The 24,219-nt window shown below is 56.8% G+C and carries 25 protein-coding genes and 1 tRNA gene; 16 read left to right on the forward strand and 10 right to left on the reverse strand.

The features are described from left to right. Nucleotides 1-26: 26 nt before the first annotated feature. Nucleotides 27-626: a TetR/AcrR family transcriptional regulator gene (locus tag B142_RS0102110; RefSeq protein ID WP_161797457.1), complete on the forward strand. Its 600-nt coding sequence runs from the start codon at nt 27-29 to the stop codon at nt 624-626. Here B142_RS0102110 and B142_RS0102115 read toward each other — a convergent pair. The 4 genes from B142_RS0102115 to B142_RS0102130 form a co-directional block, all read right to left on the reverse strand. Beyond that, the gene (locus B142_RS0102115) at nt 589-2,667 is read right to left on the reverse strand and encodes an FAD/NAD(P)-binding protein (protein ID WP_018119895.1); all 2,079 of its coding nucleotides are present in this window, start codon (nt 2,665-2,667) and stop codon (nt 589-591) included. The two genes, B142_RS0102110 and B142_RS0102115, sit on opposite strands and share 38 nt — an antisense overlap. After that, complete coding sequence (gene nadC / locus B142_RS0102120) at nt 2,664-3,626, reverse strand: carboxylating nicotinate-nucleotide diphosphorylase (RefSeq protein ID WP_018119896.1); 963 nt, start codon at nt 3,624-3,626, stop codon at nt 2,664-2,666. Before nadC ends, B142_RS0102115 begins: the two co-directional genes overlap by 4 nt. Continuing rightward, on the reverse strand, nt 3,627-4,742 hold the full coding sequence (gene nadA, locus B142_RS0102125; RefSeq protein ID WP_236658163.1) for a quinolinate synthase NadA: 1,116 nt from the start codon (nt 4,740-4,742) through the stop codon (nt 3,627-3,629). Between the two features lie 139 nt (nt 4,743-4,881). Beyond that, nucleotides 4,882-6,447, reverse strand: a complete 1,566-nt coding sequence (locus B142_RS0102130) for an amino acid permease (RefSeq protein ID WP_081604905.1) — start codon at nt 6,445-6,447, stop codon at nt 4,882-4,884. Between the two features lie 82 nt (nt 6,448-6,529). On the opposite strand from B142_RS0102130, the gene B142_RS0102135 reads away from it, so the two are divergent. The 8 genes from B142_RS0102135 to B142_RS0102170 all read left to right on the forward strand — a co-directional run bounded on the left by B142_RS0102135 (nt 6,530) and on the right by B142_RS0102170 (nt 12,817). Continuing rightward, nucleotides 6,530-7,165 (forward strand): MazG nucleotide pyrophosphohydrolase domain-containing protein, encoded by a 636-nt coding sequence (locus B142_RS0102135; RefSeq protein ID WP_026167760.1) that lies wholly within the window; start codon nt 6,530-6,532, stop codon nt 7,163-7,165. Nucleotides 7,166-7,177: 12 nt separating this feature from the next. Beyond that, nucleotides 7,178-7,981, forward strand: a complete 804-nt coding sequence (locus tag B142_RS0102140; protein ID WP_049148224.1) for a lytic transglycosylase domain-containing protein — start codon at nt 7,178-7,180, stop codon at nt 7,979-7,981. A gap of 108 nt (nt 7,982-8,089) precedes the next feature. After that, nucleotides 8,090-9,367 carry a phosphopyruvate hydratase gene (gene eno, locus B142_RS0102145; protein ID WP_018119901.1) on the forward strand — a complete coding sequence of 426 codons (1,278 nt, stop codon included), beginning with the start codon at nt 8,090-8,092 and terminating at the stop codon, nt 9,365-9,367. Between the two features lie 31 nt (nt 9,368-9,398). Beyond that, a complete protein-coding gene (locus B142_RS0102150) occupies nt 9,399-10,004 on the forward strand; it encodes a septum formation initiator family protein (RefSeq protein ID WP_018119902.1) in 606 nt (201 codons plus the stop codon). Nucleotides 10,005-10,057: 53 nt separating this feature from the next. Beyond that, on the forward strand, nt 10,058-10,603 hold the full coding sequence (locus B142_RS0102155) for a DUF501 domain-containing protein (protein WP_018119903.1): 546 nt from the start codon (nt 10,058-10,060) through the stop codon (nt 10,601-10,603). Nucleotides 10,604-10,627: 24 nt separating this feature from the next. Further along, nucleotides 10,628-11,614, forward strand: coding sequence for a Ppx/GppA phosphatase family protein (locus tag B142_RS0102160; RefSeq protein ID WP_018119904.1), 987 nt, complete (start codon nt 10,628-10,630; stop codon nt 11,612-11,614). Nucleotides 11,615-11,660: 46 nt separating this feature from the next. Next, nucleotides 11,661-11,737: transfer RNA gene (locus B142_RS0102165), tRNA-Leu, on the forward strand. A gap of 237 nt (nt 11,738-11,974) precedes the next feature. Beyond that, on the forward strand, nt 11,975-12,817 hold the full coding sequence (locus tag B142_RS0102170) for a Bax inhibitor-1/YccA family protein (RefSeq protein ID WP_026167761.1): 843 nt from the start codon (nt 11,975-11,977) through the stop codon (nt 12,815-12,817). Nucleotides 12,818-12,957: 140 nt separating this feature from the next. Here B142_RS0102170 and B142_RS0102175 read toward each other — a convergent pair whose 3' ends face one another. The 3 genes from B142_RS0102175 to B142_RS0102185 form a co-directional block, all read right to left on the reverse strand. Beyond that, entirely contained in the window at nt 12,958-13,578 is a 621-nt protein-coding gene (locus B142_RS0102175) for a hypothetical protein (RefSeq protein WP_018119906.1), read from the reverse strand. Between the two features lie 14 nt (nt 13,579-13,592). Then, nucleotides 13,593-14,117, reverse strand: coding sequence for a transcription elongation factor GreA (greA, locus tag B142_RS0102180; protein WP_018119907.1), 525 nt, complete (start codon nt 14,115-14,117; stop codon nt 13,593-13,595). A 259-nt stretch (nt 14,118-14,376) separates the two neighbouring features. Next, complete coding sequence (locus B142_RS0102185; RefSeq protein WP_018119908.1) at nt 14,377-14,850, reverse strand: DUF4307 domain-containing protein; 474 nt, start codon at nt 14,848-14,850, stop codon at nt 14,377-14,379. Nucleotides 14,851-14,942: 92 nt separating this feature from the next. Between B142_RS0102185 and mca the strand changes: the two genes are divergently transcribed. Genes mca through B142_RS0102200 form a run of 3 tightly spaced genes read left to right on the forward strand, consistent with a single transcriptional unit; the run spans nt 14,943 to nt 16,905 of the window. Beyond that, on the forward strand, nt 14,943-15,809 hold the full coding sequence (gene mca / locus B142_RS0102190; protein WP_018119909.1) for a mycothiol conjugate amidase Mca: 867 nt from the start codon (nt 14,943-14,945) through the stop codon (nt 15,807-15,809). Next, nucleotides 15,809-16,135 carry a hypothetical protein gene (locus tag B142_RS0102195; RefSeq protein WP_018119910.1) on the forward strand — a complete coding sequence of 109 codons (327 nt, stop codon included), beginning with the start codon at nt 15,809-15,811 and terminating at the stop codon, nt 16,133-16,135. Before mca ends, B142_RS0102195 begins: the two co-directional genes overlap by 1 nt. A gap of 2 nt (nt 16,136-16,137) precedes the next feature. Then, a complete protein-coding gene (locus B142_RS0102200) occupies nt 16,138-16,905 on the forward strand; it encodes an isoprenyl transferase (protein WP_018119911.1) in 768 nt (255 codons plus the stop codon). Between the two features lie 39 nt (nt 16,906-16,944). On the opposite strand, the gene coaA is transcribed toward B142_RS0102200, so the two are convergent. Next, complete coding sequence (gene coaA, locus B142_RS0102205) at nt 16,945-17,859, reverse strand: type I pantothenate kinase (RefSeq protein WP_018119912.1); 915 nt, start codon at nt 17,857-17,859, stop codon at nt 16,945-16,947. An 81-nt stretch (nt 17,860-17,940) separates the two neighbouring features. Between coaA and glyA the strand changes: the two genes are divergently transcribed. The 4 genes from glyA (at nt 17,941) to B142_RS0102225 (ending at nt 23,255) form a co-directional block, all read left to right on the forward strand. After that, nucleotides 17,941-19,209, forward strand: coding sequence for a serine hydroxymethyltransferase (gene glyA / locus B142_RS0102210; RefSeq protein WP_018119913.1), 1,269 nt, complete (start codon nt 17,941-17,943; stop codon nt 19,207-19,209). Between the two features lie 3 nt (nt 19,210-19,212). Next, nucleotides 19,213-21,402, forward strand: a complete 2,190-nt coding sequence (locus B142_RS11605; RefSeq protein ID WP_018119914.1) for a chorismate-binding protein — start codon at nt 19,213-19,215, stop codon at nt 21,400-21,402. 101 nt (nt 21,403-21,503) lie between these two features. Further along, a complete protein-coding gene (locus tag B142_RS0102220; protein ID WP_018119915.1) occupies nt 21,504-22,436 on the forward strand; it encodes an ABC transporter substrate-binding protein in 933 nt (310 codons plus the stop codon). Nucleotides 22,437-22,463: 27 nt separating this feature from the next. After that, nucleotides 22,464-23,255: an aminotransferase class IV gene (locus tag B142_RS0102225; protein WP_144736693.1), complete on the forward strand. Its 792-nt coding sequence runs from the start codon at nt 22,464-22,466 to the stop codon at nt 23,253-23,255. Nucleotides 23,256-23,277: 22 nt separating this feature from the next. Here B142_RS0102225 and B142_RS11610 read toward each other — a convergent pair whose 3' ends face one another. Beyond that, nucleotides 23,278-23,628, reverse strand: a complete 351-nt coding sequence (locus B142_RS11610) for a DUF5997 family protein (RefSeq protein WP_039733647.1) — start codon at nt 23,626-23,628, stop codon at nt 23,278-23,280. Between the two features lie 177 nt (nt 23,629-23,805). Next, entirely contained in the window at nt 23,806-24,171 is a 366-nt protein-coding gene (locus tag B142_RS0102235) for a PH domain-containing protein (RefSeq protein WP_018119918.1), read from the reverse strand. Nucleotides 24,172-24,219: the final 48 nt, after the last annotated feature.

The raw sequence follows: 24,219 nt of genomic DNA on the forward strand, positions 1-24,219 counted from the left end.
TCCGCTCCGAGAAAGGAGCCGCACCAGTGCGCGCAGATGCCCAAGCAAACCGCGAAGCCATCATCCGGGCTTCTCATCGTCTGTTCCGGCAACAAGGGATTGATGTGACATTTCGCGCCATCGCTGCAGAGGCCGAGGTTGGCGTGGCCACAGTGCACCGGAATTTTCCGGACCGGTGGGCACTAATTTTGGCGGTCGGTGATTACGTCTACGCGCAACACCGTGAAATCATCGAAAAATATGATGCGCGCTGGGATGACGACCCGTGGCAAGCGTGGACCAATGTGGTCGTTGAACTCGTGGAACAGGGGATAGGTCCGTTGAGCGAGCAGGTCTCGCGGTATGCCGAACGCGAAGACCTTGTCGAACAATTCGCCAGCGTGGTGCGCAACCGCGATATGCAACCATTCGAAAAATTACTGGCAAAGGCCGCGCACCACGGTTTTGTGTCGGAGGATCTGCACGCCAAACGATTTATTATCACCATCGGCGTGCTGTCCCGGAAACTCACCAGCGTGGCCAGCGATATTATGCCTGACCACCAGCGGTGGATGACGCAGCTGGTGCTTGCAGGCCTTGCACAAGCACCTACGACTGTGGAGTTGCGTCGGGTAGATCCCGAATAATCGCGTGCAGGCTGCGTGCGGTGTGATCCGTTTCTTGCAGCATCAGTGGATCCGTTCCCGGCATCGGGGAAATCGTGGTATCAGGCATCTGCGCATGCGTAGGAATACCGATGATGTGCAGCCGAGAATCCTGGACGCCGTCCGGGTGAATCGTCCGGCGAGTATTGGTGTCAGTTTCCGGCGAACCAGTCTGGACACCGTCGACCACAAACGGACGGATTCGACCAGAAGCATACAACGACTGGCTGAGCAGATCCGCGGGGAAGCGGATATCGGGCTTCGGCAACCAAGCGTCGACAAGTGTGGCGGCACTAGCCCGGCGCGCAGTAACCCCAGAACCGCAGGTCAGCGTGAACTCGTCTGCGCTGATTTCCAGTTGTGGATAAGCCCCGAGGAATTCCACCAGGCCGGCGTCGACAAGCGCAAGCAACTGCTGGGACCGAAATAGTGGTGGTCCTGACCCCACCATCTGGCCCAAAGCCATGACCTCTTGCAGGCTGGGTGATGCGGAATCCGGGGTGAATTTGCCTTGGCTACCGGCAATGCCGACGTGTTTGCGACAGGAGGCAAATACCCACAGGGCGGCTTTGATCGGCGAATCTGTGCCCTTGAGGGCCTCGTCGATATCGCGGGCCAGGGAATCTGCAACCTGGCTGGTCGATTCTGCGCGCGGATGAAAATACGGCTGCAGATCACAGAAATCCGAAGTATGCCGTGCCAATGCGCTGTGGACACCGTGCGAGTCCAGCAGCACGTGCACCGGGGTGGAATCAATGACCGAGACAATCTCATCCAGACTGGTCACAATCGTGTCTGGGCGCACGTGTGCCAGGGTGCGGTAAAAAGCTTCGAACGCATCACGGATAATCGACGGGGCGAAATCGATGGAGAAATCAATCCGTTCCCAGTCTTGCGCTGCCGCCAATGCGTCCTGCAGCCGCGGCATCTGTGCCTTGGGTGGGAGTGATCCATAATCCGACTTGGGTAAGAAAGGATAACCCCGCCGGGAAGTCACCACGAACTGCGGCTCAGTGCCACTAGCTCGGTACCGTAACCCGGAACGGCTGGTGGGGTCCACCTCAAAGAAGCCGCCGCGCCCCAGGGTGCACAATGCCATGAGATCAAAAAATCCCATGCCCAAACCACGCACGAGCACCGGTTTCCCGGCAGGTATCGTCTCGACGGGCTGTTCCACAGGGTTATTTGGGCCGATCCAGCGTAGGTATTCCGACTGGTTGGCAGCACGCAATTGGTATTGTTCGTCGTTATCTGCGTTTAGTACCCAACCGGTGGCCAGCACGGTGGCGTGCGCGGAAATGGTGGTGCCGTCGGCCAGCGTGATGAGGTCATAGTTCGGGCTGCCAACATCTGCGGCGTCATAGTCTGATGCGCTGTCCGCGTTGCCAGCCTGCGCATCCCGGTCGGCCTGTTGGATGTCGGCCTGCTGGATACTGATAGCACGCGAGTTGTGCTCGACAACGTCCACGGAATCCGGCAATTGTGCCACGGCGACCCGGTATACCCAGCGTAAATACTCGCCATAAAGTGCCCGCGAAGGATTAGATTGTTCCACGCTGCCGGCTAGTTCCTCGCGGTAATCCTCAGCTATGCCATCCCGTGGTGGGTGCTGGCGGAAAAGCTCTTGTTTCGCTGCGACTACCTCGGCAGCAGTATCATAATTCAGAGAGCCGGCCTCGAGTGCTGCCAGCAGATCATCTCCACGAAGCAGGCGAATCCATTCGTAAAGCGTTGGCCCGGACAATACGGGTGCGCCGACCGAGGAACCGGGCTCTGTGAACAATGTGACGGCATCTGCCAGTGTGTTCATGCACAGCGTGCGGGTTTGGTCGGTATCCCAGACGCGCCCGGCACCGATTTGTGAATCATCGATGATGTGGACGGTAACGCGTGGGGCGCTCGGCTGCGCGTGCCCTGGCCGGGAGTGCTTGCCAGACGCTTCCTGCAGATACGCCGCTAGACGTTCTAGCACGGAGATTCCGCGCGGGCCGGCGCCAATAAGCGCGATGTGGGTTGTGCTCATGAAAAATCCAATCCAATATCCAACACGCGCACTGAATGGGTCAGTGCACCTACCGCAATATAATCAACCCCGGTGGTGCCATAGTCACCGGCCTGATCTAGCGACAAACCTCCGGAGGCTTCCAGCTTGGTGGCAGGGCTAAGCTCTTGCCGACGCGCTACGGCGGCGTGGACTTCAGCAGGAGTGAAATTATCGAGCAACACGATGTCTGGGTGCAGCGGTAGGATGTCGTCGAGTTGTTCCAGGGTATCGACTTCTACTTCGCAAGGAACACGCGGGGCGTGTTCGCGCACCAGGCGTAGCGCCTGGCTGACACTACCTCCGGCGGCGTGCACATGGTTGTCTTTGATCATGGTGGCATCGCCCAGGCCCATGCGGTGATTACTGCCACCACCAGCGCGGACCGCGTATTTTTGCAGCTCGCGCATTCCCGGCAAAGTCTTGCGGGTATCGCGGACACCGGCTTGCGGAATCACGGTGTGGTGTGTCGCTTTGTGGGCCGCCGCGTGCTCGATTGCACGCACCCACCGGCGGGTTTCCGTTGCAATACCGCTGGCGTGCGAGATGATATTGAGCAGTGTGCGTTCGGCAGCGAGTACCAGACGAGTGTTCGCAGTAATCGTCGCCAAGCGCTGCCCCGCGGCAACCTCCGTGCCGTCGCGGCATTCCAGCGTCAGGCGGAAAGCCTGTGGTGAGTGAGCATCGGCACGGCTATCGTCTGCGGGTGCGTCGGCAAGCGAGATGCCCAAGCTGGCTAGCCGCTGGGCGGTAGCGGAAAATACTGGCTCGATTAGCCCCAACCCAGCGATGACTCCATCCTGGCGCGCATTCAATTCGGCGGTGCAGGTGGCATCAGCGGCTACCGTCGCCACGGTGGTGTGGTCTGGCCCGTACGCGAAATCTTCTTCTAAGGCTCTGGTGATTAGGGCAGAGCAATCAGGTAACTGCAGGTGCGCCATTTACTCGGCACCACCGGGGTTGCCGATGGAGATCATGGCCTCGAGGGATTTGCGCGCAGCATCCGCGATATTGGTGTCCACCGTGACTTCGTCGGTTTCGGTTTCCAGGCAGCGCACTAGGGCTTCCGGCGTGATCATTTTCATGTATTTGCACTCAGCGCGGTCGTTGACGGCTTGGAAATCAATGTCCGGTGCTGCCTGGTGCAGTTGGTGCAGCATGCCGGTTTCGGTAGCCACAAGCACCTTGTTGTGCGGCTGCTTTTGTGCCTGCGTGATCATCTGCCCAGTAGAAAGCATGTGCACACGCTCCTGCGGCACCAAGCCTTCGTTCGCTAAGTACAGCGCGGAATTCGCACAACCACATTCGGGGTGGATATAGAGATCAGCCGAGGGGTTGTCCTGGGTTTGTTGCGTTAATTGTTCCGCACTGATCCCGGCGTGCACGTGGCATTCGCCAGCCCAAATGTGCATATTTTCTCGGCCGGTTTCGCGTTTGACATAAGCGCCCAAAAACTGGTCTGGGCAGAAAAGAATTTCTTGGTCGGCAGGCAGGGAGTTGACGACATCGACGGCATTCGACGAGGTGCAGCACACGTCGGTCAGGGCTTTTACATCAGCGGTGGTATTGACGTAGCTGACCACCAGTGCATCGGGGTGCTCGGCTTTCCACTCGCGAAGTTGTTTCGCCGTAATCGAATCGGCCAAAGAACAACCAGCGCGCGCATCCGGAATCAACACCTTCTTGTTTGGCGAGAGAATCTTCGCGGATTCTGCCATGAAGTGCACACCGCAAAACACGATGATGTCTGCGTCGGTTTCTGCGGCCTGGCGGGACAGCGCCAGTGAATCACCCGTGTGATGGGCGACGTCCTGGATTTCTGGAATTTGGTAATTGTGCGCCAAGATCACAGCGTTGCGTTGTTCTGCCAGCTCGCGCACCCGGTTGGCCCATGCGGTGTAGCCGCCTGCAAGGCTCCGGTTTGCGGCGGTTGCGGTCTTGTGCGGTGCGGCATTGTGTTCCGCAGTAGTGCTGGCGTCGAAATGAGGATCAGAAACAGTGTCAGTAGTAGCAGCGTCAGTAGTTGGACGCGTGAGATGCGCGCTGGTACGAGTCACAAAAGCTCCCAAAAAGAAGTCAAAGTCACAGGAAATAGTCACAGGAAACAGTTGTACATACCGTACTAAAAACCTTCAGCGAACTACCAGCTACGGCTAATTCGCGACCAGCGCACCCAGGGCATACAACACCGCAGAATTACAGCTGCAGCGAACCATTCGCCAGTCCCACGGCAGCGATAATCGCAGCGACGAAGACCAGGACCACGATTGACCACTCAAAACCGTTGAATAGCTTTTCCCGGCGCGAGATTCGCGTGAGCACGTAGGGGACAATTCCGGGCACAACTGCGAGTGCGCCGAAAAGAATATAAACCGGATCGGCGGCATAAATGAGCCACATCGAATAAATAAAAGCGACGGCGCCGATGAATAAATGCTTGCGGTTTTCCCGCCGGGAAATCTCGGGCCCGGAGAGATCAAACCTGGTGCCTGCGTGCGGATGGGTGATGCCTTTGCCACGCAGAGCCAGCAGCAATAGGTACAGCGAGGAGAAAATATAGGGCAGCAGGTACATGACGGTGGCCAGCTGCACCATGGAAATATAGGCAGTTTCGTTCAGGAAGAATACGATGACGGCGAATTGAATGACCGAGGTGGAAATCAACTGTGCCATCCATGGTGCCCCGGCCGCATTGATGGATCCGGTGCGTTTGGGCAGCAGGCCGTCGATAGCCATCATGGTCAGGGGTTCAGCACACAGCATCTGCCAGGAAACATAGGCACCCAGCACGGAAATGCACAATCCGATCGAGATCAGCAGCCCACCGACCGGGCCAATCGCTGCTTCGAGTACTGCAGCCATGGAGTTATCGGGCAAGGCGGCTAATTCCTCTTGGCTTAACACACCAAAAGACAGCGTTGCCACCGATACCAACAGCACGAGAACGGAGACAAAGCCCAGGACAGTGGCGCGTCCGACGTCGGTACGCTGCCTAGCCTGCTTGGAATACACCGAGGCGCCCTCCACACCGATGAATACCCAGACGGTAAACAACATGATGCCTTGCACCTGCTCGAACACAGAGCCTTCGCTGGAGTCATGGCCCCAAAAATCCAGGGTGAAGGTATCCCAGCTGAACCCAAAGAACAGCAGCAACACGATAAACGCCAGGATGGGCACCAGCTTGGCGACGGTCACTACGGTGTTCATGATCGCTGCTTGTTTCACCCCACGGCTCAGCAGGGCGAAAATCACCCAGGTCATCACACTGACCGAGAGGAAAGAGGCCCACCGGTTGGACTCGTGAAACAGTGGAATGTAGTGGCCGATGGTGTTGAAAAACAGCGTGGCGTAGCCCACCTGGGCGATCACCGAGCCCAGCCAATAGCCCCAGCCTGAGGCAAAGCCAATGAAATCGCCCAACCCAGCGCGCACATACGAATACACCCCGGAGTCCAAGTGCGGTTTGCGGTGCGCCAGAATCTGGAACACAAACGCCACTGAGAGCATGCCCACACCGGCGATTGCCCACCCAATGAGCATCGCGCCGGGCGCGGCAACCGAGGCGATATTTTGCGGCAATGAGAAGATGCCGGCGCCAACACAGGAGCCGATGATCAGTGCCACCAGTGACCACATTGTCACGGTGTGCTTGGATTTTCCCTCTCCTGAGTGCTGCGAATCTGCGCCGGTGGGGGATGTGGCTGCAGCCCCGCGTGAGGTTGCGGTGTTCGAAGTTCTCGCATGTGGCTCGCTGTGCATGATGGTAAAGCTACCCTGGAAAACTCTGGATGCGAAAGGTGGGGTGGGTATAGCGGGCATGGTTGCTTATAGGATTGTGGCCATGACTGTTCTGCTTCTTGATCCTCGTTGGCCCGAACAAATCCCGTTGGAAGTATTCAGTGGTGTCTATGGGCCAGTGAGTTATACCGAGGAAGTGCCTGTGTCGGTGCGGTGGACCCTCGGCGACATCATCAGTGGAACAGACCCTGTTGGCCAGGGTCTTTTGGTGAGTACTAACGAGGCAGATCAGCGAGTACTGGACCGACTGGATCGCGGCGAGCGTGTGATCGCTGCTCGTTCACGCGATGATCAGCTGCATATTGCCCGCCAGGTGATGCAGCGAGCCCGCGATATTGGCGAGTTTGAACTGCTGCAGACGCATAAAACTCTCGTGCCGTATTTGCGGGAGGAAGTCGCTGAGCTTGCCGACGTTATCGAGTCTGCCGACACCAATAGCGATATTGACGACGGCCAGCTGGTGCGCGAACTCGGGGATGTCCTGCTGCAATTGCTGTTTCATGCGGAGCTCGGGCGGCGTCGGCAAGCGTTTAGCTTGGATGATGTGGCAGCGAGTTTCATCGCGAAAATGCGTTCACGGGCGCCGTACCTTTTCGATGGCACCAGCACTGTGGTTTCGCAAGAAGAGCAAGACCGGCTGTGGGCAGAGGGTAAGCGTGCGGAACAGGCGCGAGGGTAGGTTTATTCCACCATGGATTATTCAGTGCAAAGTGGGAGATCAGGCTGCCTAAAAGTCGGTTGTGCTTCAGTGCTGGGGATCGTGTTGATCATCTCTGTGGTGCTGTGGCTACTGTCATTTGTTGATGGACCGTCGGTGACCCGCCAGTTGCAGCCGGTGCCGGATAACGTGCCGCCGGCGGCTGGGCAGGAAGTGCCCTCGATTGACGTGCATAGCGAAGGACGTACCGCCGATAAGCTCACCTACTGGTCTGATGGGCTTGCCGACGACACCGGGATCCCGGAGCAGGCGTTGCGGGCGTATGGCAACGCGGAGTTGATTGCCCGCGATGCGTGGCCGTCGTGCAATCTGGATTGGACGACGTTGGCGGGCATAGGTTGGGTCGAAACCCGCCACGGCAGTTATGCCGGTAACTGGTTCGATAGGCCTTCCATTGGGCAGGACGGCCGGGTAGATCCACCGATTATCGGGATCGCGCTGGATGGCACCAATAACACTGTGCACATCCCGGATACCGACGGCGGTGAATTTGATAACGACGAGGTTTATGACCGTGCGGTTGGTCCAATGCAGTTTATTCCGCAAACCTGGCACCGCTATGGTCTGGATGCTTCCGGGGACGGGTTTGCGGATCCACAGCACATCGACGATGCTGCGCTGGCAGCTGCGAAATTGCTGTGCACTGATGGCCGAAACTTGGATGATGCCCAAGCATGGACCGAGGCGATCCTGTCGTATAACAACTCGAATGATTATGTCCTCAAAGTCCGCGATGCCGCGAATTCTTATGCCATTGACCAGCCCGCATCCCGCTAGTGCGGGGTGCCTGTTACAGCTGGGAAGAAAATCTGGAACAATTAAGTGTGTTCACTGCACCTGACAAGGCGCACGACTGCGCATTAATTCTCTGAGGAGGCCCAGCCAGTGGCTGATATCATGCACGTTTTCGCTCGCGAGATCCTGGATTCGCGAGGCAACCCTACCGTGGAAGCAGAAGTTGTTCTAGACGACGGCGCCCATGGCCGCGCCGGGGTACCGTCTGGAGCTTCTACTGGTGAGCACGAAGCCCATGAGCTGCGCGACGGTGGCACGCGTTACCTGGGGAAGGGTGTTCTGCAAGCGGTCGAAAACGTCAACGAAGTCATTGCTGATGAGTTGGCTGGCCAGGTAGCTGATGATCAGCGCCTGATCGATGCAGCAATGCTGCAGCTGGATGGTACCGAGAACAAATCCAAGTTGGGCGCCAATGCGATCTTGGGTGTATCCATGGCAGTGGCCAAGGCTGCCGCTGATTCTGCAGCGCTGCCGCTCTACCGCTATATCGGCGGCCCGAATGCCCACGTGCTGCCGGTACCGATGATGAACATCCTCAACGGTGGCGCGCACGCGGATTCCGGTGTCGACGTGCAAGAATTTATGATCGCACCATTGTCTGCCACCAGTTTTGCCGAAGCGTTGCAGCAGGGCGCTGAGGTCTATCACGCGCTGAAGGCCGTGCTGAAAGAACGCGGTCTTTCCACTGGTCTCGGTGATGAAGGCGGATTCGCGCCGTCCGTGGAATCGACCCGCGCTGCCTTGGACGTGATCGTCGAAGCCATCAAGAAGGCCGGATACCAGCCAGGTAAGGACGTCGCACTGGCACTAGACGTGGCATCGTCTGAGTTCTACGACAACGGCTCGTATAAGTTCGAAGGCTCTGAGCTGTCCGGCGAGGAAATGGCACAGGTCTATGCCGAACTGATCGACGAGTACCCAATCGTGTCGATCGAGGACCCATTGGATGAAAATGACTGGGACGGCTACGTTAACCTCACCCGCGAGATCGGCGACAAGGTACAAATCGTCGGTGATGATTTCTTCGTCACCAATCCGCAGCGCTTGCGTGAAGGAATCGACAAGGGTGCAGCGAATGCGCTGCTGGTGAAGGTCAACCAAATTGGTACCCTGACAGAAACTTTCGATGCGGTGGAACTGGCACACCGTAACGGCTATCGCACGATGATGTCGCACCGTTCCGGTGAAACCGAAGACACCACCATTGCCGATTTGGCGGTTGCACTATCGTGCGGTCAGATCAAAACGGGTGCACCGGCCCGTTCTGAGCGTGTAGCCAAGTACAACCGTTTGCTGCGTATCGAAGAAGAACTCGATGCTGCAGCACGTTACGCTGGACGGGACGCATTCCCACGTTTCCGGGGCTAAAACCTGCGCTGGATGCTAATTCGAGGAGATCATGACTGAGCGTAAAAAATCTACGCTGCGGACACGGACCACCGTGCCCGTTTCTTCTCGTACCACCGGGCAGAATGGTGCTGCCCGGAATCCAAAGGCCACGAAAAAGCTGCACCAGCGATTCGATCTGGTCAGCATCGGCGTGATGGTCTCTGTGGTGCTGGTGATTTTGGTCTCTGTGGCAGTACCACTGCGCAATTATTATGAAGGCAGGGCAGAAATTGCCCGTTTGGAAGATTCCATCGCCGCGAAACAGGCCGAAAAGTCGGCGCTGGAAGAAGAAATAGAGCGTTATCACGACGAAGATTTTGTTCGTGAGCAAGCGCGACGCCGCTTTGGCTTGGTAGCACCTGGTGAGACTGCTTACCGTATTTTGGATCCACGTATTACCGATAATGATTCGGTCACGACTTCACGGCAAGACTATGAAGAAGCCCGGCCGTGGTATGAGGTGTTGTGGGATTCGATCACGGAACCACCGCAGGCAGTAGAGCCACCTGAGGCACCGGAGCCTGCCGGTGCGGGCGAAAGCTCGGATAATCCGGAAGAGCCGGGCGCTGAGTCAGCCCCGGATGCTCCAGAGCCAGCAGAAGAACCCGCCCAGTAAGCGTACTGGTACCGGTTGCGCGTAGCGAGTCGTTTCATGCGAGAATAGGCGGCATGAGTGTTTCTTCCGCCGAGCTTGCTGTCGTCGAAAAACAATTGGGGCGGCGACCACGCGGCGTCGTCGAGATCTCTTATCGCACCCCTGATGGTCAGCCCGCTGTGATTAAAACGACGCCGAAACTTCCCGACGGCACCCCGTTTCCCACGCTGTTTTACCTCACTGATCCGCGTCTTACGGCGGAGGCTTCCCGTCTCGAGGTGGCGCACGTGATGAAGTGGATGGAATCACGGTTGGCCGACGATGACGAGCTTGCCGACGATTACCTCCGCGCACACGAGGCCTTTTTGCGTGAGCGCAACGAATTGGAAGATCTGGGCACAGATTTTTCTGGCGGCGGTATGCCGGAGCGAGTGAAATGCCTGCATGTACTGATCGCCTACGCGTTGGCAAAAGGCCCAGACCACTTCCGCTTGGGGACGGAAGCTGTGGCCATGGCGGCAGATCATGGAAACCTGCGCGGGATTGCTATCCCGGTGGATTGGCCCTCGTGCGAAGCTTTGGGGATCAATCTCGACGATTTTGATTTCAGTAACGCCTAAATAACGCCAAGACGAAGGACTTTTATGACGCGCATTGCAGCCGTGGACTGTGGCACGAACTCGATCCGTTTGCTGATCAGCGATATCACCCGCACGAGTAGTGCGCCGTCGGGATTTACGGCTCACGAAGTCACGCGCCGGATGGAGATCGTGCGCCTGGGGCAGAGTGTGGATGCTACTGGCGAGCTTGCCCCGGATGCGATTGAACGTACTCGTAGAGCCTTGCGGAATTACGTCAACATCATGAAATTCGAGAATGTGGAAAAGGTGCGCATGGTTGCCACGGCCGCGGTGCGTGATGCGAAAAACAACCGCGAGTTTTTTGCCATGACTGCGGAGTTGCTCGGTGAAGTAGAAAGCGGCGCGCAGGCCGAAGTTATTACCGGCGAGGAAGAAGCGGAGCTGTCCTTTTTGGGGGCTGTGCAGGATCTTGCCGACGATGCCGGCCCGTTTTGCGTCATTGATTTAGGTGGTGGCTCGACAGAATTTATCGTCAGTGAAAAGGGCGAAGAGCTGCTTGGCGCACATTCTGCAGCAATGGGCTGCGTGCGTATTACTGAGCGTATGATGCCGTCTGATCCACCGAGTGAGACGGAGATTGAAATAGCTGATGATTTCGTCGCCGAGCGCATGTCTGAGGTGGAGAAACTGGTTCCGATTGACAAGGCACGTACCGTCGTTGGTTGTGCTGGAACCTTCACGACGCTGTCGGCGCTGGCACAAGGCCTGGAACACTACGAGCCGGAACAGATCCATGGTTCGGTGTTACGCTTTGCAGCGCTGCGAGTGTTGTTGGAGCAGGTAATTCATACTTCTGCTGCGCAGCGTGCGCAAAACCCCGTGGTGCACCCTGGCCGTGCCGATGTACTTGGTGGTGGGGCAGTGGCTGTGCGCGGCATCATGGATATGATTGAACGTCACAACGGAGTGCGTGAGTTCGTGATTAGTGAAAAAGATATCCTGGATGGGGTGATCTGGAAACTAGCGGGAACGCTTCCTGTGCTAAAGTAAGTATCCGTGCCACCCGCAGCTCGTAGTAGCTGATGGCGTGGTATTTGCCCCCATAGCCCAATTGGCAGAGGCGGTGGACTTAAAATCCATACAGTGTCGGTTCGAGCCCGACTGGGGGCACCATGACCAGCGGAAACTCTGGAGACGTGGGCACTAAAACGTGGTTGGTGTCCATGTAGTGTCCGTTATTAAATCACCCTCCCCATGACACCCCACAATATCCACAATGATGAGACGCACCGGTGATCAGGCACACCGCTGATAATTCATTCATGATTGTGGGAACTATTTTGCCTTTCGCATCGTTACACTAGATGAGAAACGTACAACCCATGACACGAAAGGCACGGGATTTCTACAGTGCGTAACAGCAACCCCGTTATGAGCAATTTGTCTGCTGGGGCCAATGGAAATGGCAACAGTGCTGGTTTCCAGCAGCAGATGGACTACAACGCTTACGATAATTACGGCGGGCAGGGCGGCTACGCCCCAATGAGCCAGCAGCAAGAAGCTGACCGCCCGATGACTGTCGACGACGTCGTCACCAAGACTGGTATCACGCTGGGCGTAATTATCTTGTTTGCCGTCGTGAACTTCGGCATCGGCATGGTGAATCCACAGATCGCGATGATGGCAACGTTTGCCGGTGCCATTGCCGGATTTGTCACCGTGTTGGTCGCTTCCTTCGGCAAGAAATGGGGTTCACCGGTTGTGACCCTGCTCTATGCCGTTTTTGAAGGCTTGTTTGTCGGTGGTATCTCGCTGGTCTTTTCTGGCATGTACGTCGGCGAAGCCAATGCGGCGAGCCTGATCGGTCAGGCCGTCCTGGGAACCGTGGGTGTCTTCTTGGGCATGCTCATTGTGTATAAGACCGGCGCAGTGAAAGTTACCCCGCGTTTCAACAAGATCCTGACTTCCTGCATCATTGGTGTCGTTGTTTTGATGCTGGGCAACTTCCTATTGGCGATGTTTACCGGCAATAACCCGTTGCGTGATGGTGGAATCCTGGCGATTATCTTCTCGCTGGTCTGCATTGGTTTGGCCGCTGCATCGTTCTTGACGGATTTTGACGCTGCTGATCGTATGATCCGCGCCGGTGCACCATCCAAGATGGCCTGGGGCGTTGCATTGGGTCTGGCTGTGACCTTGGTCTGGCTCTACACTGAGATTCTGCGTCTGCTGTCGTACTTCCAGCAGCGCTAGATGGTCGACTATTCGTAGCTTTCGCACGGGTAATTACCGTGCGAACAGTGGAAAACTCCGGTGGGCGTGTGATTGCTAATAAGCAGTCCGGCCCACCGGAGTTTTGTGTGTGCTATTCAGCGGCTACGGATTAACAGCGGTTATGGAGTAACCAGTTGTCCGTCGACCCAGATTTCTGAAAAGACGGTGCCCTGTGCAGACTCCACAGGGCTGCGGAGAACTAACGTCACGGTGTTATTGTCTGCATCTTGTGCGCTGGCTTTCGCCGAATCGGCATCCCACGAATCCCACTTGAGCTTGGTTAAGCGGTCGTCGGGGTGCGCGCAGTTCAACACGATATGGTCGGGTTTTTTCTCAGGGGTTCCTAGGCAGTTGATGAACCCGATTGTTTTCCCGGTGGATTTGCGCGGGCCAGTGGTTTTCGTGGCCCCTGCAGAACCCCTCGCGGAATCTCCAGAGGCCTTGGCTAATTCAGCGTCTTCGTCGTCGTCCAGCTCGGACTCGGTTCCACCGATGACGGTTTCCGTGGTCTGTACGGATTGACCGTTTCCACTGGTGCCAGTGCCTGTGGTGCTGTCGGTAGCAGTGGTGCCAGCTTCAGCGGTCTCAGTGCCCGTAGGGGCGCTGGAGGTTGGTGCCTCGAAAGTATTACCAGTTTCGACCTTCTGATCCGAAGGGTTTTCATTCGGAGGGGTGCAGGCAGCCAATGCGAGGGCTGCTGCAGAAACTCCGGTCACGGCGAATTTACGGTAGTTAGTCATGGGAAATTCCTTACTTATTTTTCGTCGCGTGGGGTAGCGTACAACGCGGAGTCATAAGGTGCGGCCGAGTCAATGGTGACCTTGATGACGTTGCCGTTTGGTGCGGAGTACTGGCGGGTTTCGCCTTCTTCGGCGCCCAGGATTGCTGCACCGAGCGGGGATTGCTCCGAGTAGGTTTCCAAGTTTTCGTTGTCGGTGGCCGCGGCGCGGGTACCGATCAAGAAGGTTTCTTTGTTTTCTGGATCCTCGTTGTAGTGCACGTGGACGACGGAACCGACGTTGGCAACACCTTCTTGCACACCGGTGCGCTCGGTGGTGGAGTTCGCGAGAATCTCCGAGATGTGCTTGATGCGGGCCTCTTCCTGGTCCTGCATCTCACGCGCAGCGTCGTAGCCGGCGTTTTCTTTCAAGTCGCCTTCTTCGCGGCGCTCGTTAATCTCAGCAGCGACTACCGGGCGGTGGTCGATCAGAGCCTGCAGTTCCTCTTCCAGCTTTGCCTTGGTTTCTGGCGTAATGTACTGCTTTCGGTTTTCAGCCATGTCCGTGTGAAGCCTTCCTTAGATTCTTCTGGTTGCGCAAATGGTTGTGCAAAAATTCTGGTGTTTGCACTCGCTGCGTTGCGACGATTCTGCCTAGATCTTAACGCATATGCCCGTGTAATTTTGCCCAGGGCTTCAGATATTCTGCCCGCACCATTCTCTGCGTAGTCTCCGTGCAAAGCCTTCTCGACGTACTCGGTGCGTGCGATGAATTACGGTAGGGTGTCTCCGCACTAGCTAATCGCTATCTAGTAACGAGCTAGTCACCGAGTTTCAGATGGGCTGGGATAGTGCCGGAACAACCATAGACACCACCCGCCACGGCTTTTTCGCCTGCGCGTACCGGTACATCGACGCTGAGGCGTTCAGTGCGTTTCTCACCGGGGGCCATGGGGATTTCTACACGACCCACCTCGGCCTTTTCATAGTTAAACGCTTGGACGATGCAATACGCAGGTACTTCCGGGTCATCGCGGGTGATATCTACCCATACCCGCAGCGTGTCATCATCGGGGTATTCCTGGCTTAAAAGCGTGATTTCGGCGGCGGGTGTGTCGGCATTAAATAACCGGAATAGCCCCCAGGAACCGATTGCCAGCATCAGCACTACAAGGGCCACGAGAATTTTGCCGGTGAGGTTGTTCCCGGAAGTAGTAGAGCCAATTGAGCCCTTCGAGCCATTCGGGCCTGTGGAGCCACGTGAACCGTACCGTGCGCGCTTGCGAGTGCTCATTCTTCGCATCTTAAGGCAGGTGTATCGGCCAGTACAATTAGGTAATATAATCAGTTCGAGCAAATATCTAGCGACTGTGCGAAAGGACCGATGTGAGCTACCGGTTGCTGTCTATCCATGCCCACCCCGATGACGAGGCATCAAAAGGCGCAGCGACGACCGCGATGTATGCGCACAATGGTCACGAGGTCATGATTGTCACCTGCACGGGTGGTGAGCGCGGCGATATTATCAACCCGGCAATGGATAAGCCCGGGGTGAAAGAAAACATACAGGCTGTGCGCCATGAAGAAATGGCCGAGTCAGTGCGTGCATTGGGGGTGCAGCACAAGTGGATGGGCTATGTGGATTCAGGCCTGCCGCAGGGGGACCCGATGCCGCCGCTTCCCGACGGCTGTTTTGCTCGTGAGGACAGCATGAAGGTCGCCACCGAGCTGATTGAAATCATTCGTGAGTTCAAGCCGCACGTCATCATGACGTATGACGAAAACGGCGGCTACCCGCATCCGGATCACTTGAAGGTCCATGAGATCAGCATGATCGCGTGGGAGCGCGCTGGTGATCCAGAGTTTCTTCCGGAAGTTCCTGCCTGGGAACCACTGAAGCTGTATTACAGCCACGGCTTCGTGTACCAGCGCATGGAAATGTTCCATAACCGGCTGTTGGCACAGGGGAAGTCCTCGCCGTATGGTCCGATGATGGAACGTTGGGATCCGCACTTGGCGGATATCATGTCGCGTGTGACCACGCAGGTGGAGTGCAGCGACTATTTCTCGCACCGTGAGGCTGCGTTGCGCGCACACGCCACCCAAATCGATCCTGCGGGTGCGTTCATGGCTACTGATGTGTCCACCCAACAGGAACTCTGGCCCACTGAAGAATATGAACTGGCGCGCAGCAGGGTAGCAACCGAGTTGCCGGAGACTGATTTATTCGCCGGTTTGGAGGGGACCGACTGATGCAGATTTCACTGCAGTCACTGCCGTCGACGTTGCATGCCTCAGTAACGCACGTCGCCTACACCGCCGATGAGGTATTTTACTGGGCACAAAACCAGGTGCACGAAGGCCCGATGGGGCCAGAGTTTGGCAAAGCCTCGCCGATCGGTTTGCTGGTTATCGTGTCCTTAGCGGTCGCGATTATGGTTTTGGGCTGGTCTTTTCACCGTCGCCAGTCGAAGTTCCGCCGTCGGCGCGCGTTTGCGGAAGATCATGGTTTGGATCCTTTTGACGTCGAGGCTGTTGAGGCTGCAATGCGCGAAGCCGGCGTGCACGATCGGCGGTAGAGATGAAACTGCGGGAATTGGTCTATCCAATTTATGAAGCACGCATTCGTCGTGGCCTGAAAGGACGCCCACAGCCGAAACACGTCGCGATCATGGCCGATGGAAACCGGCGCTGGGCGCGCGAAGCCGGGTTTACCGATATCAGTCAGGGGCACCGTCGTGGTGCACACAAGATCGCCGAATTAGTCTCATGGTGTGCAGAGACCGAAGTCGAGGTTGTTACCTGCTATTTGTTGTCCACGGAAAACCTGCGGCGTGCCCCAGAAGAGCTAAATCTGCTTTTCGACATCATCACTGACGTTGTGGTGCAGCTTGCACAGGGGGAACCAGATTGTCAGGTTCGCTTGGTGGGCCATTTGGATCTGTTGCCAGACGAGGTGGCCCAGCGCATGGAGCAAGCAGCGGCAACGACCCGGGACAACACAGGTGTGATCGTCAACGTGGCCGTGGGCTATGGTGGCCGACAAGAAATCGTGGATGCTGTACAAAAACTGATACGCGCCGAGGCGAACAAGGGGCTATCTGCCGACGAAATCGCAGAGGCCGTTACCGCGGAATCTATTTCGCGCCACTTGTACACCAAAGGTTTGCCCGATCCGGATTTGGTGATCCGAACTTCGGGTGAGCAGCGGTTGTCGGGTTTTTTGCTGTGGCAGGCAGCGTACTCGGAAATCTGGTTTACCGATACTTACTGGCCCGCGTTTCGCAAAATTGATTTCTTCCGCGCACTGCGCGAATTCTCGCAGCGTTCACGACGATTCGGTAAATAGGCAACCACGCGGGTAGATTCCCGCACACAGGTGCGGCGGTTATAGTTTGCGTAGCCGCACCTTTTCTACCAGGTGATCCTGGTTTTTTCGTAGGACCAACGACGCCCGCACGCGCGTCGGCAAGATATTTTCCACCAGGTTGGGCAGGTTGATGGACTGCCAGATCTCGCGGGCTTCGCCGCGTGCGGCAGCTTCGTCTAAATCCGCGAAGTGGGCAAAATGTGCGCCGGGCTCCCGGAATGCAGTGCGTCGCAGTTTTAAGAATCTCTCGATGTACCAGCTCTCGATATCGTCGATATGAGCGTCGACATAGACGGAAAAATCCACAAGGTCCGAAACCATGAGCGTGCGCCCGGTTTGCAACACGTTCAGGCCCTCAATGATCAATATGTCTGGTTGGCGGATGCGCTGGACTTCACCAGGCAAAATGTCATAGGCGGTGTGGGAATATACCGGTGCATGGGCCTCAGGTGCGCCGGATTTCACCTCTGTGACAAAACGCAATAACCCACGCTGGTCATAGGATTCTGGGAATCCCTTGCGCTTCATCAACCCACGCTTCTTCAATTCTGCGGTGGGCAACAAGAAACCGTCGGTGGGCACGAGGTCAACGCGCTGGTGTTTATCCCACTTTTGCAACAACACCTGCAGCAGGCGGGCGGTAGTGGACTTGCCGACGGCTACTGACCCCGCGACTGCGATGATAAACGGCACCTTTTCTGGTGGATGCCCCAAAAACTGCTGGGCGGCATCGTTGACCCGGCGGTGGGCTTCGATCTGGAAATGCAGCAGACCAGCCAGTGGCAGGTAGACGTCGGCGACTTCGTCGAGGTCGATATTTTCCCCGATCCCGGCAAGTTCGGCGACCTCATCTTCCGTCAATAATTGGGGAACGGATTTACGCAGGTTACGCCAGTGTTCGCGGGAAAAATCCAGGTAGGGGCTGGTAGTCATAGTAGGTATTGTCTCATTGCTGCTTGGTGTTATTGTTATAAGCATCATAATCGCCACCTGCGTGCAGAAAGGCCCGCTTTGATGTTTGAATCCCCGCTGTCTGAGTTTGACCCAGAGGTAGCTGCTGCCATCGACGGAGAAATCTCCCGTCAACGTGGAACCTTGGAAATGATTGCCTCGGAAAACTTCGTGCCACGCGCGGTGTTGCAGGCACAAGGTTCGGTACTGACCAACAAGTACGCTGAGGGCTACCCGGGTCGTCGCTACTACGGCGGTTGCGAGCACGTCGATGTTATTGAAGATCTTGCACGTCAGCGCGCCAAGGAACTGTTCGGAGCGGAATTCGCTAACGTGCAGCCACACTCCGGTGCACAGGCCAACGCTGCGGTATTGGCATCGCTGATCAAGCCAGGTGACAAGATCATGGGCTTGTCCCTGGCACACGGTGGCCACCTCACCCACGGTATGAAGCTGAACTTCTCCGGCAAGCTGTATGAGGTTGCTGCATACGAGGTGGATCCAGAAACCCACCGCATCGATATGGACAAGGTCCGCGAGCAGGCTCTGGCAGAAAAGCCACAGGTGATCATCGCTGGCTGGTCGGCGTATTCGCGTCGTTTGGATTTCGAAGCCTTCCGCTCCATCGCCGATGAGGTGGGCGCTTATCTGTGGACTGATATGGCGCACTTCGCTGGTCTGGTGGCTGCGGATCTGTACCCATCGCCAGTTCCACACTCCGATATCGTCTCTTCCACCGTGCACAAGACCTTGGGCGGCCCACGTTCTGGTCTGATTTTGGCGAAGCAGGACTATGCTAAGCAGATCAACTCCGCTGTATTCCCGGGCCAGCAGGGCGGCCCATTGATGCATGCTGTGGCTGCGAAGGCAGTGTCTTTCAAAGTTGCTGCTACTGAAGAATTCCGCGAGCGCCAGCAGCGCACCATCGACGGAGCGCGCATCTTGGCGGAGCGCCTGACGGCGCAGGATTGCTTGGATTCTGGTATTTCCGTGCTCACCGGTGGTACTGATACCCACTTGGTCTTGGCTGACCTGCGTAACTCGGAACTAGACGGCCAGCAGGCAGAAGACCGCCTGCACGAGGTAGGCATCACCGTCAACCGCAACGCGGTGCCGAACGATCCGCGTCCACCAATGGTGACTTCTGGTCTGCGCATTGGTGCCTCGGCGTTGGCCACCCGTGGTTTCGACGAGAAGGCATTTGAAGAAACCGCTGACGTTATTGCCCAGGCATTGCTGGGCAAAGATGTCGCACAGCTGCGTAGCCGCGTTGAGAAGCTCACCCAGGACTTCCCACTGTATGAGGGCCTGGAAGACTGGAAGCTGGTTTAGTAATTGAAGGTAGTCCTGGTTGATAACCACGACTCGTTTACCAATAACCTGGCTAGTTATGTGCGCATGGCCGGCCAGGAGGTTGTGGTTATTGCCAATGACGCTGATCTCGGCGGGCTAGATTTCGCCGCTTTCGTGCGTCAGGCCGGCTTCGGTGCAGTGATTATTTCGCCGGGGCCGGGAACACCGGAAAACCCGTCTGATCTGGGGCATTCCGCAGCCGCGTTACACGTTGGGTTGCCGGTGTTGGGGGTGTGTTTAGGCCAGCAAGCCATGGCCTGGGTGGAAGGCGGCTCGGTGGTAGGTGCACCCGAGCCGTTTCATGGTCGCCGGAGTCGGATTACGCACGATGGTACCGGGTTGTTTTCCGGTATTGACGTGGATTATCAGGCGGTGCGTTATCACTCGCTGGTGGTGGCCGACGACGTTAACAATCTCGTCCCGGACTGTTTTCGTGTCACCGCGCGTACCGCGGACGCGGATAAATTAGTGATGGGTTTGGAGCACAAGCACAAGCCGTGGTGGGGCGTGCAGTTCCATCCAGAATCCATTGCTGATGCGCATGGCATGGGCATCGTGCGTAATTTCTTGCAGCTTGCTGCGCGGGATAGTTTTCCTGGCGGTAGTGCTGGTTGCGAGAGCACGGGTTGTGAGCGCACGTATTTCGATGATGTGAGGTGCGATACAGACACAGATACAGATAGAGATACAGAGTGTGCTGATTTCGCCGAATCGAATGAGCATGGCATCAAGCCCTGGCTGATTTCCCGAGCTTTTCCGGCAGAAGCGCTGGCCACCGACCCGATGCGTGCCTATGAGCATTTGCATGGGCAGCGCTGGTGGATCGAAGACGGTTCCGGGGCACTCTGTATGGGGGATGATTCTGGCCCGCTTGCTCGGCATATCAAAGCTTCTGTTGCGCGCGGGGAAGTCGAAATCTCTCGCCTTGGCGATGCGGGGGAACAGGAAAGCCCTGCACTACACCGCGAGTCCGTGTTCGCTACAATCGAGCGCCTGATGCAGCACTATTCCGCGGTGCAACCACCGGTGCCTGGGTGCGAATTTAGCTTGGGGCTAGTGGGCTATTTGGGCTACGAGCTCAAGGCGGATTGCGGCTATTCTGCTCCCCATGCGCGTGAGGATTTTTGGGATGCGCAGCTGTTGTTGGCGGATCGGGCGCTCATTCTTGTCGACGGCCAGTGCCATGTGGTGGCGCTGTGTGAGAATGCAGAAACGGCTGCTGTACAACAGGCGTGGGTGGATGCCATGGTTGCAGGATTACAAGAAGCTCAGGTGTTCAAGACTGCAGACGCTGGCGTCTCTGTTCCTGGTCCGGAGCACTCCCTGGCTACTGAGCAGCAAGGCGCACCACAAGGCGTCGCGCAGCAACTACATTCGCGTGCGGAATACCTAGATTTGATTGCGCAGTCCCAGGAACTCATTGCAGCCGGTGAGTCTTATGAAATTTGTTTGACCAACCGGCTGACTATGCCAGCTGCCGGGCATCACCCGAAAGACGCGTTCGCGTATTTGCGGGCCAACCATGCGTCGCCGCGAGCAGGGTTGCTGGAATTTGCTGATTTTGGGTTGGCGTCGACAAGCCCGGAGTGTTTCGTGCGCATCGCAGGTGGTGTGGTTACCAGCAAACCGATTAAAGGGACCCGCCCGCGGGGAGCGAGTGATGTTGAAGATACGGCGTTGCGCGAGAGCCTCCAGAAGGCTGAAAAAGACCGCGCGGAAAATCTGATGATTGTGGATCTGGTGCGCCACGATATGAACGCCGTTGCGGTGCCCGGCAGCGTGGAGGTGCCGAAATTGTGGGATGTGGAATCATTTCCGAGCGTGCACCAGCTCGTGAGTACGGTGTCGGCGCGGTTGGGCGCGGTCAGCCCAGTTGCGGCCGTGCGTGCGCTGTTTCCCGCGGGTTCGATGACCGGCGCGCCGAAAAAACGCACGCTTGACATCATTGACCGGCTGGAAGGCAGCCACCGCGGTGCATACTCCGGTGCCTTTGGTTATTTTTCATTTCATGGGGCAGTGGATTTGTCCATGACAATTCGCACCCTGATTTTTGAGGGCAGACAGGTGACTTATGGCGTGGGCGGAGCGATCGTGTCCTTGTCTGACCCGGAGGACGAATACACTGAGACCCAAGTGAAGGCCCGGCCATTGTTCGGGTGGCTACGCACATAGCCAATTCAGGTTAGGCTGTGTTAATATAGGCGAGTTTTGTTGGCTGCACCACGCTAATTGGCAGATTTCCTGCGCTATGGTGCTCGAACTAGGAGAAACTCGTGAGATTTTTGCGTATTCGACAAGCCTGCGCGGCACTGGCTGGTGTTGGAATGCTGGCCGCACTGACAGCATGTGCTACTGAGCAATCTGAGCCCGAAAGCAACTCAGCGGATGCTGCCAGCGAGGAACGCGTGGTTGTCCTGAATACGGGACAACTGGAAAATGCCCTGCAGCTTGGAGTGGTTCCGGTAGGTGTCGCCGTCGCTAAAAATGCAGAGGCGATCCCGGAATTTGTGCACGAAGAATATGGTGATGAGGTTGACCTGGACGGAATCGAAGTCGTTGGTGAACGCGCGAATCCGGATATTGAAGCCATCGCAGCACTGAAGCCAACGCATATCTTCGCTAACGAGCGCACGGATTCCGAGATTGTGAAAAAACTAGAGCAACTCGCACCCGTGACATTGGGTAAAGGCGGCGGTGAAAATTGGAAAGGTGATTTCAAGATTCTTGCCGACGCGCTCGACAAAACCGAAGAATACGACAAGTTTATGAAGAACTACGAGAAGCGTGCAGATGCATTGGATGCCGCAATCGACGATGGCGTCGGCACGATTTCTCTGTTACGCCCGAAAAATGATTCCTTCAATATTTTCGGTGTCGAATCCATGGCAGGAATTGTCGCTGCAGATGCCGGATTACAGCGGCCGGATAGCCAGCAATTCACGGATAAATCCAGCCACGATATTTCTGCCGAAGAACTCGGACTCGCCGACGCTGACTGGATCTTCTACGGCGTAGTACCCGGCAGCCCAAATCCCACGGAAACCTCTCTGTGGGGAAGCCTGGGTGCGGTACACAAAGACCACGCTGTTGAAGTGGACAATGATGGCTGGTACCTGAATGCCTCGTGGCTGTCGGCAACGCTGATTCAAGACGGCCTGGCCGAGCATCTTGCCGACGGCACGCAGCTGCCCGAACGCGCTTCGTAAAACGTCGGGGCTTAGCAGTTCCGCTGAGTGCGTAGGCGAGATGGAGACTCTGGCATAATCGGGCAGGCGATGAAGATCCTGGATTCTTACCTCATTAAAGATGGCCGCGTGGTTGGCCGTGAAGCCCACGAACACCGGTTCAGCCTTGGCGCGCGCGAGGCCGGATTAGACCAGTGGGATATCGAAGCGTTCCTGCTGCGGGTGCGCGATGAACTGCCCAGTGATGGCACATATTTCCCGAAAATAGAAGCCGATGCACGCGGTGCGCTTCGATGGCAATTGCGGCACCCACCTGTATTACGAAGCACCACGGAGTTGTATATCCCGGCTGAACAGGATCAACGCATGCACCCACGGGTCAAAGGCCCTGATCACGACTACCTGCAGCAATTGCGTGAACGCGCTCGCACCGTCGGGGCCGACGATGCGGTGTTGCACCGCAACGGGAAGGTGCTGGAGGCAGCGAATGCCGCGATCATGTTCTTTCCGGATTGGAAATCGGGTAGGCAACCGGAACTGCAAGAGAAAACTCAGGACACGGCACCGGACAAAATTGCCCTGCTGCCACCGGAACAAGCCCAAGTCCTGGCATCGGTGACAGCCCACAGTAGCGTCAGCGTCCTGCAAGAGGCCGACTGGCAGGTCCACCGCGGGGTGTTGAGCTTGGCAGAAGCTTTGCAAACACCAGCCTGGGTGGGTAGCTCATTGCATGGCTGGACTCGTGTAACCGCGTGGCGCACTGATGCCGGGCGTCGGCAAGCGGTTGCAGCGCCTGATCCAGCCCCGATTAATCAGGCCTTGTGGGAGCGCGCTCGCTAGTCAGCACGCCAGAACCAGCTAGTTATACGTTAGAATCAGCGTCGTTTCCCGGCTTTGCGTTTTCCCTGCGAGATTCCGCCAGCTGGGTGCGGGCTTTGGATAACCATTCCGGCTGATCTTGTAGTAGTTCCTTGATTTCTGCCGTGGTCAGCGCCTTATCCAAGTGAGTTTTTACCGCATTGACGGAAATGCCGAGCTTGCGGGCGACTTCAGCACGCGGGTGCGGGCCTTCTAAACGTAACTGCTGCAGCCACTGCGGTGGCTCGTGCTGCAATGAGCGCAGCTGCGCATGGCTGATGCCGCCGTTGCGGAATTCCGGCGGGCAGGCTGGCAGGTGGATGCCGAGCTTTTTCGCCGCAGTCTGCGGTTTCATGGCTGTGCTGGATGGGGCGGCAGCATCGGCACCGCGGACCGTAACATCAGGGGTATCGGCGGCCTCGGTGGTGTTGTTGTGGTTAGCGCTTGCTTCCGAGTTATTGCTTTCGTTCACACCTGCACACTACAACACTGGGGACAGATCAACCCAGCAACCATGAAGACACCCAAGCGCCTAGCCCAGCACGCAGTCGCCAATGAGTTTATCGATCGCGCGTACATCCAGCTTACGGCCGATCTTGATCTTGATGTGTCCGGCGCGGGTCCACAGCTCAATCTCGGCGTTGAAATCCAGGCTGCCAGCATTTTCTGTTGACCACATATTGATTGCAGAATAGGGCAGCGAATACATTTCTACCTTCTTGCCCCGTAGTCCTTGTGAATCCCGAACGATTAGTCGCTTGTTGGTGAAAATGGCGCTGTCGCGGAAGGTCTTGAAAGCGACGTGGGCATGCTCACCAGCGGTCAGTAGCGGATAGACGTCATCGGGGATGGGCGCTTCTTCGAATAACGTCCATTCGGCAATAGCTTTAAACTCCATGGGCAGTGTCCTTCTTTTTAGTTAGTTGCAGACCAGTGTGTCAGCGTC

The sequence above is a fragment of the Corynebacterium propinquum DSM 44285 genome, from assembly GCF_000375525.1.
GTDB lineage: Bacteria > Actinomycetota > Actinomycetes > Mycobacteriales > Mycobacteriaceae > Corynebacterium > Corynebacterium propinquum.

Bases quoted from the DNA above. Each gene is read 5' to 3' on its own strand.
- B142_RS0102195 (WP_018119910.1), top strand. From the start codon at position 15,809: ATGCAGATTTCACTGCAGTCACTGCCGTCGACGTTGCATGCCTCAGTA.
- B142_RS0102235 (WP_018119918.1), bottom strand. From the start codon at position 24,171: ATGGAGTTTAAAGCTATTGCCGAATGGACGTTATTCGAAGAAGCGCCC.
- nadC (WP_018119896.1), bottom strand. From the start codon at position 3,626: ATGGCGCACCTGCAGTTACCTGATTGCTCTGCCCTAATCACCAGAGCC.
- B142_RS0102185 (WP_018119908.1), bottom strand. From the start codon at position 14,850: ATGAGCACTCGCAAGCGCGCACGGTACGGTTCACGTGGCTCCACAGGC.
- B142_RS0102155 (WP_018119903.1), top strand. From the start codon at position 10,058: ATGAGTGTTTCTTCCGCCGAGCTTGCTGTCGTCGAAAAACAATTGGGG.
- B142_RS0102135 (WP_026167760.1), top strand. From the start codon at position 6,530: ATGACTGTTCTGCTTCTTGATCCTCGTTGGCCCGAACAAATCCCGTTG.
- glyA (WP_018119913.1), top strand. From the start codon at position 17,941: ATGTTTGAATCCCCGCTGTCTGAGTTTGACCCAGAGGTAGCTGCTGCC.
- B142_RS0102115 (WP_018119895.1), bottom strand. From the start codon at position 2,667: ATGAGCACAACCCACATCGCGCTTATTGGCGCCGGCCCGCGCGGAATC.
- B142_RS0102200 (WP_018119911.1), top strand. From the start codon at position 16,138: ATGAAACTGCGGGAATTGGTCTATCCAATTTATGAAGCACGCATTCGT.
- B142_RS0102175 (WP_018119906.1), bottom strand. From the start codon at position 13,578: ATGACTAACTACCGTAAATTCGCCGTGACCGGAGTTTCTGCAGCAGCC.
- B142_RS0102130 (WP_081604905.1), bottom strand. From the start codon at position 6,447: ATGCACAGCGAGCCACATGCGAGAACTTCGAACACCGCAACCTCACGC.
- B142_RS0102150 (WP_018119902.1), top strand. From the start codon at position 9,399: ATGACTGAGCGTAAAAAATCTACGCTGCGGACACGGACCACCGTGCCC.
- B142_RS0102140 (WP_049148224.1), top strand. From the start codon at position 7,178: ATGGATTATTCAGTGCAAAGTGGGAGATCAGGCTGCCTAAAAGTCGGT.
- greA (WP_018119907.1), bottom strand. From the start codon at position 14,117: ATGGCTGAAAACCGAAAGCAGTACATTACGCCAGAAACCAAGGCAAAG.
- coaA (WP_018119912.1), bottom strand. From the start codon at position 17,859: ATGACTACCAGCCCCTACCTGGATTTTTCCCGCGAACACTGGCGTAAC.
- B142_RS11610 (WP_039733647.1), bottom strand. From the start codon at position 23,628: ATGAAACCGCAGACTGCGGCGAAAAAGCTCGGCATCCACCTGCCAGCC.
- B142_RS0102160 (WP_018119904.1), top strand. From the start codon at position 10,628: ATGACGCGCATTGCAGCCGTGGACTGTGGCACGAACTCGATCCGTTTG.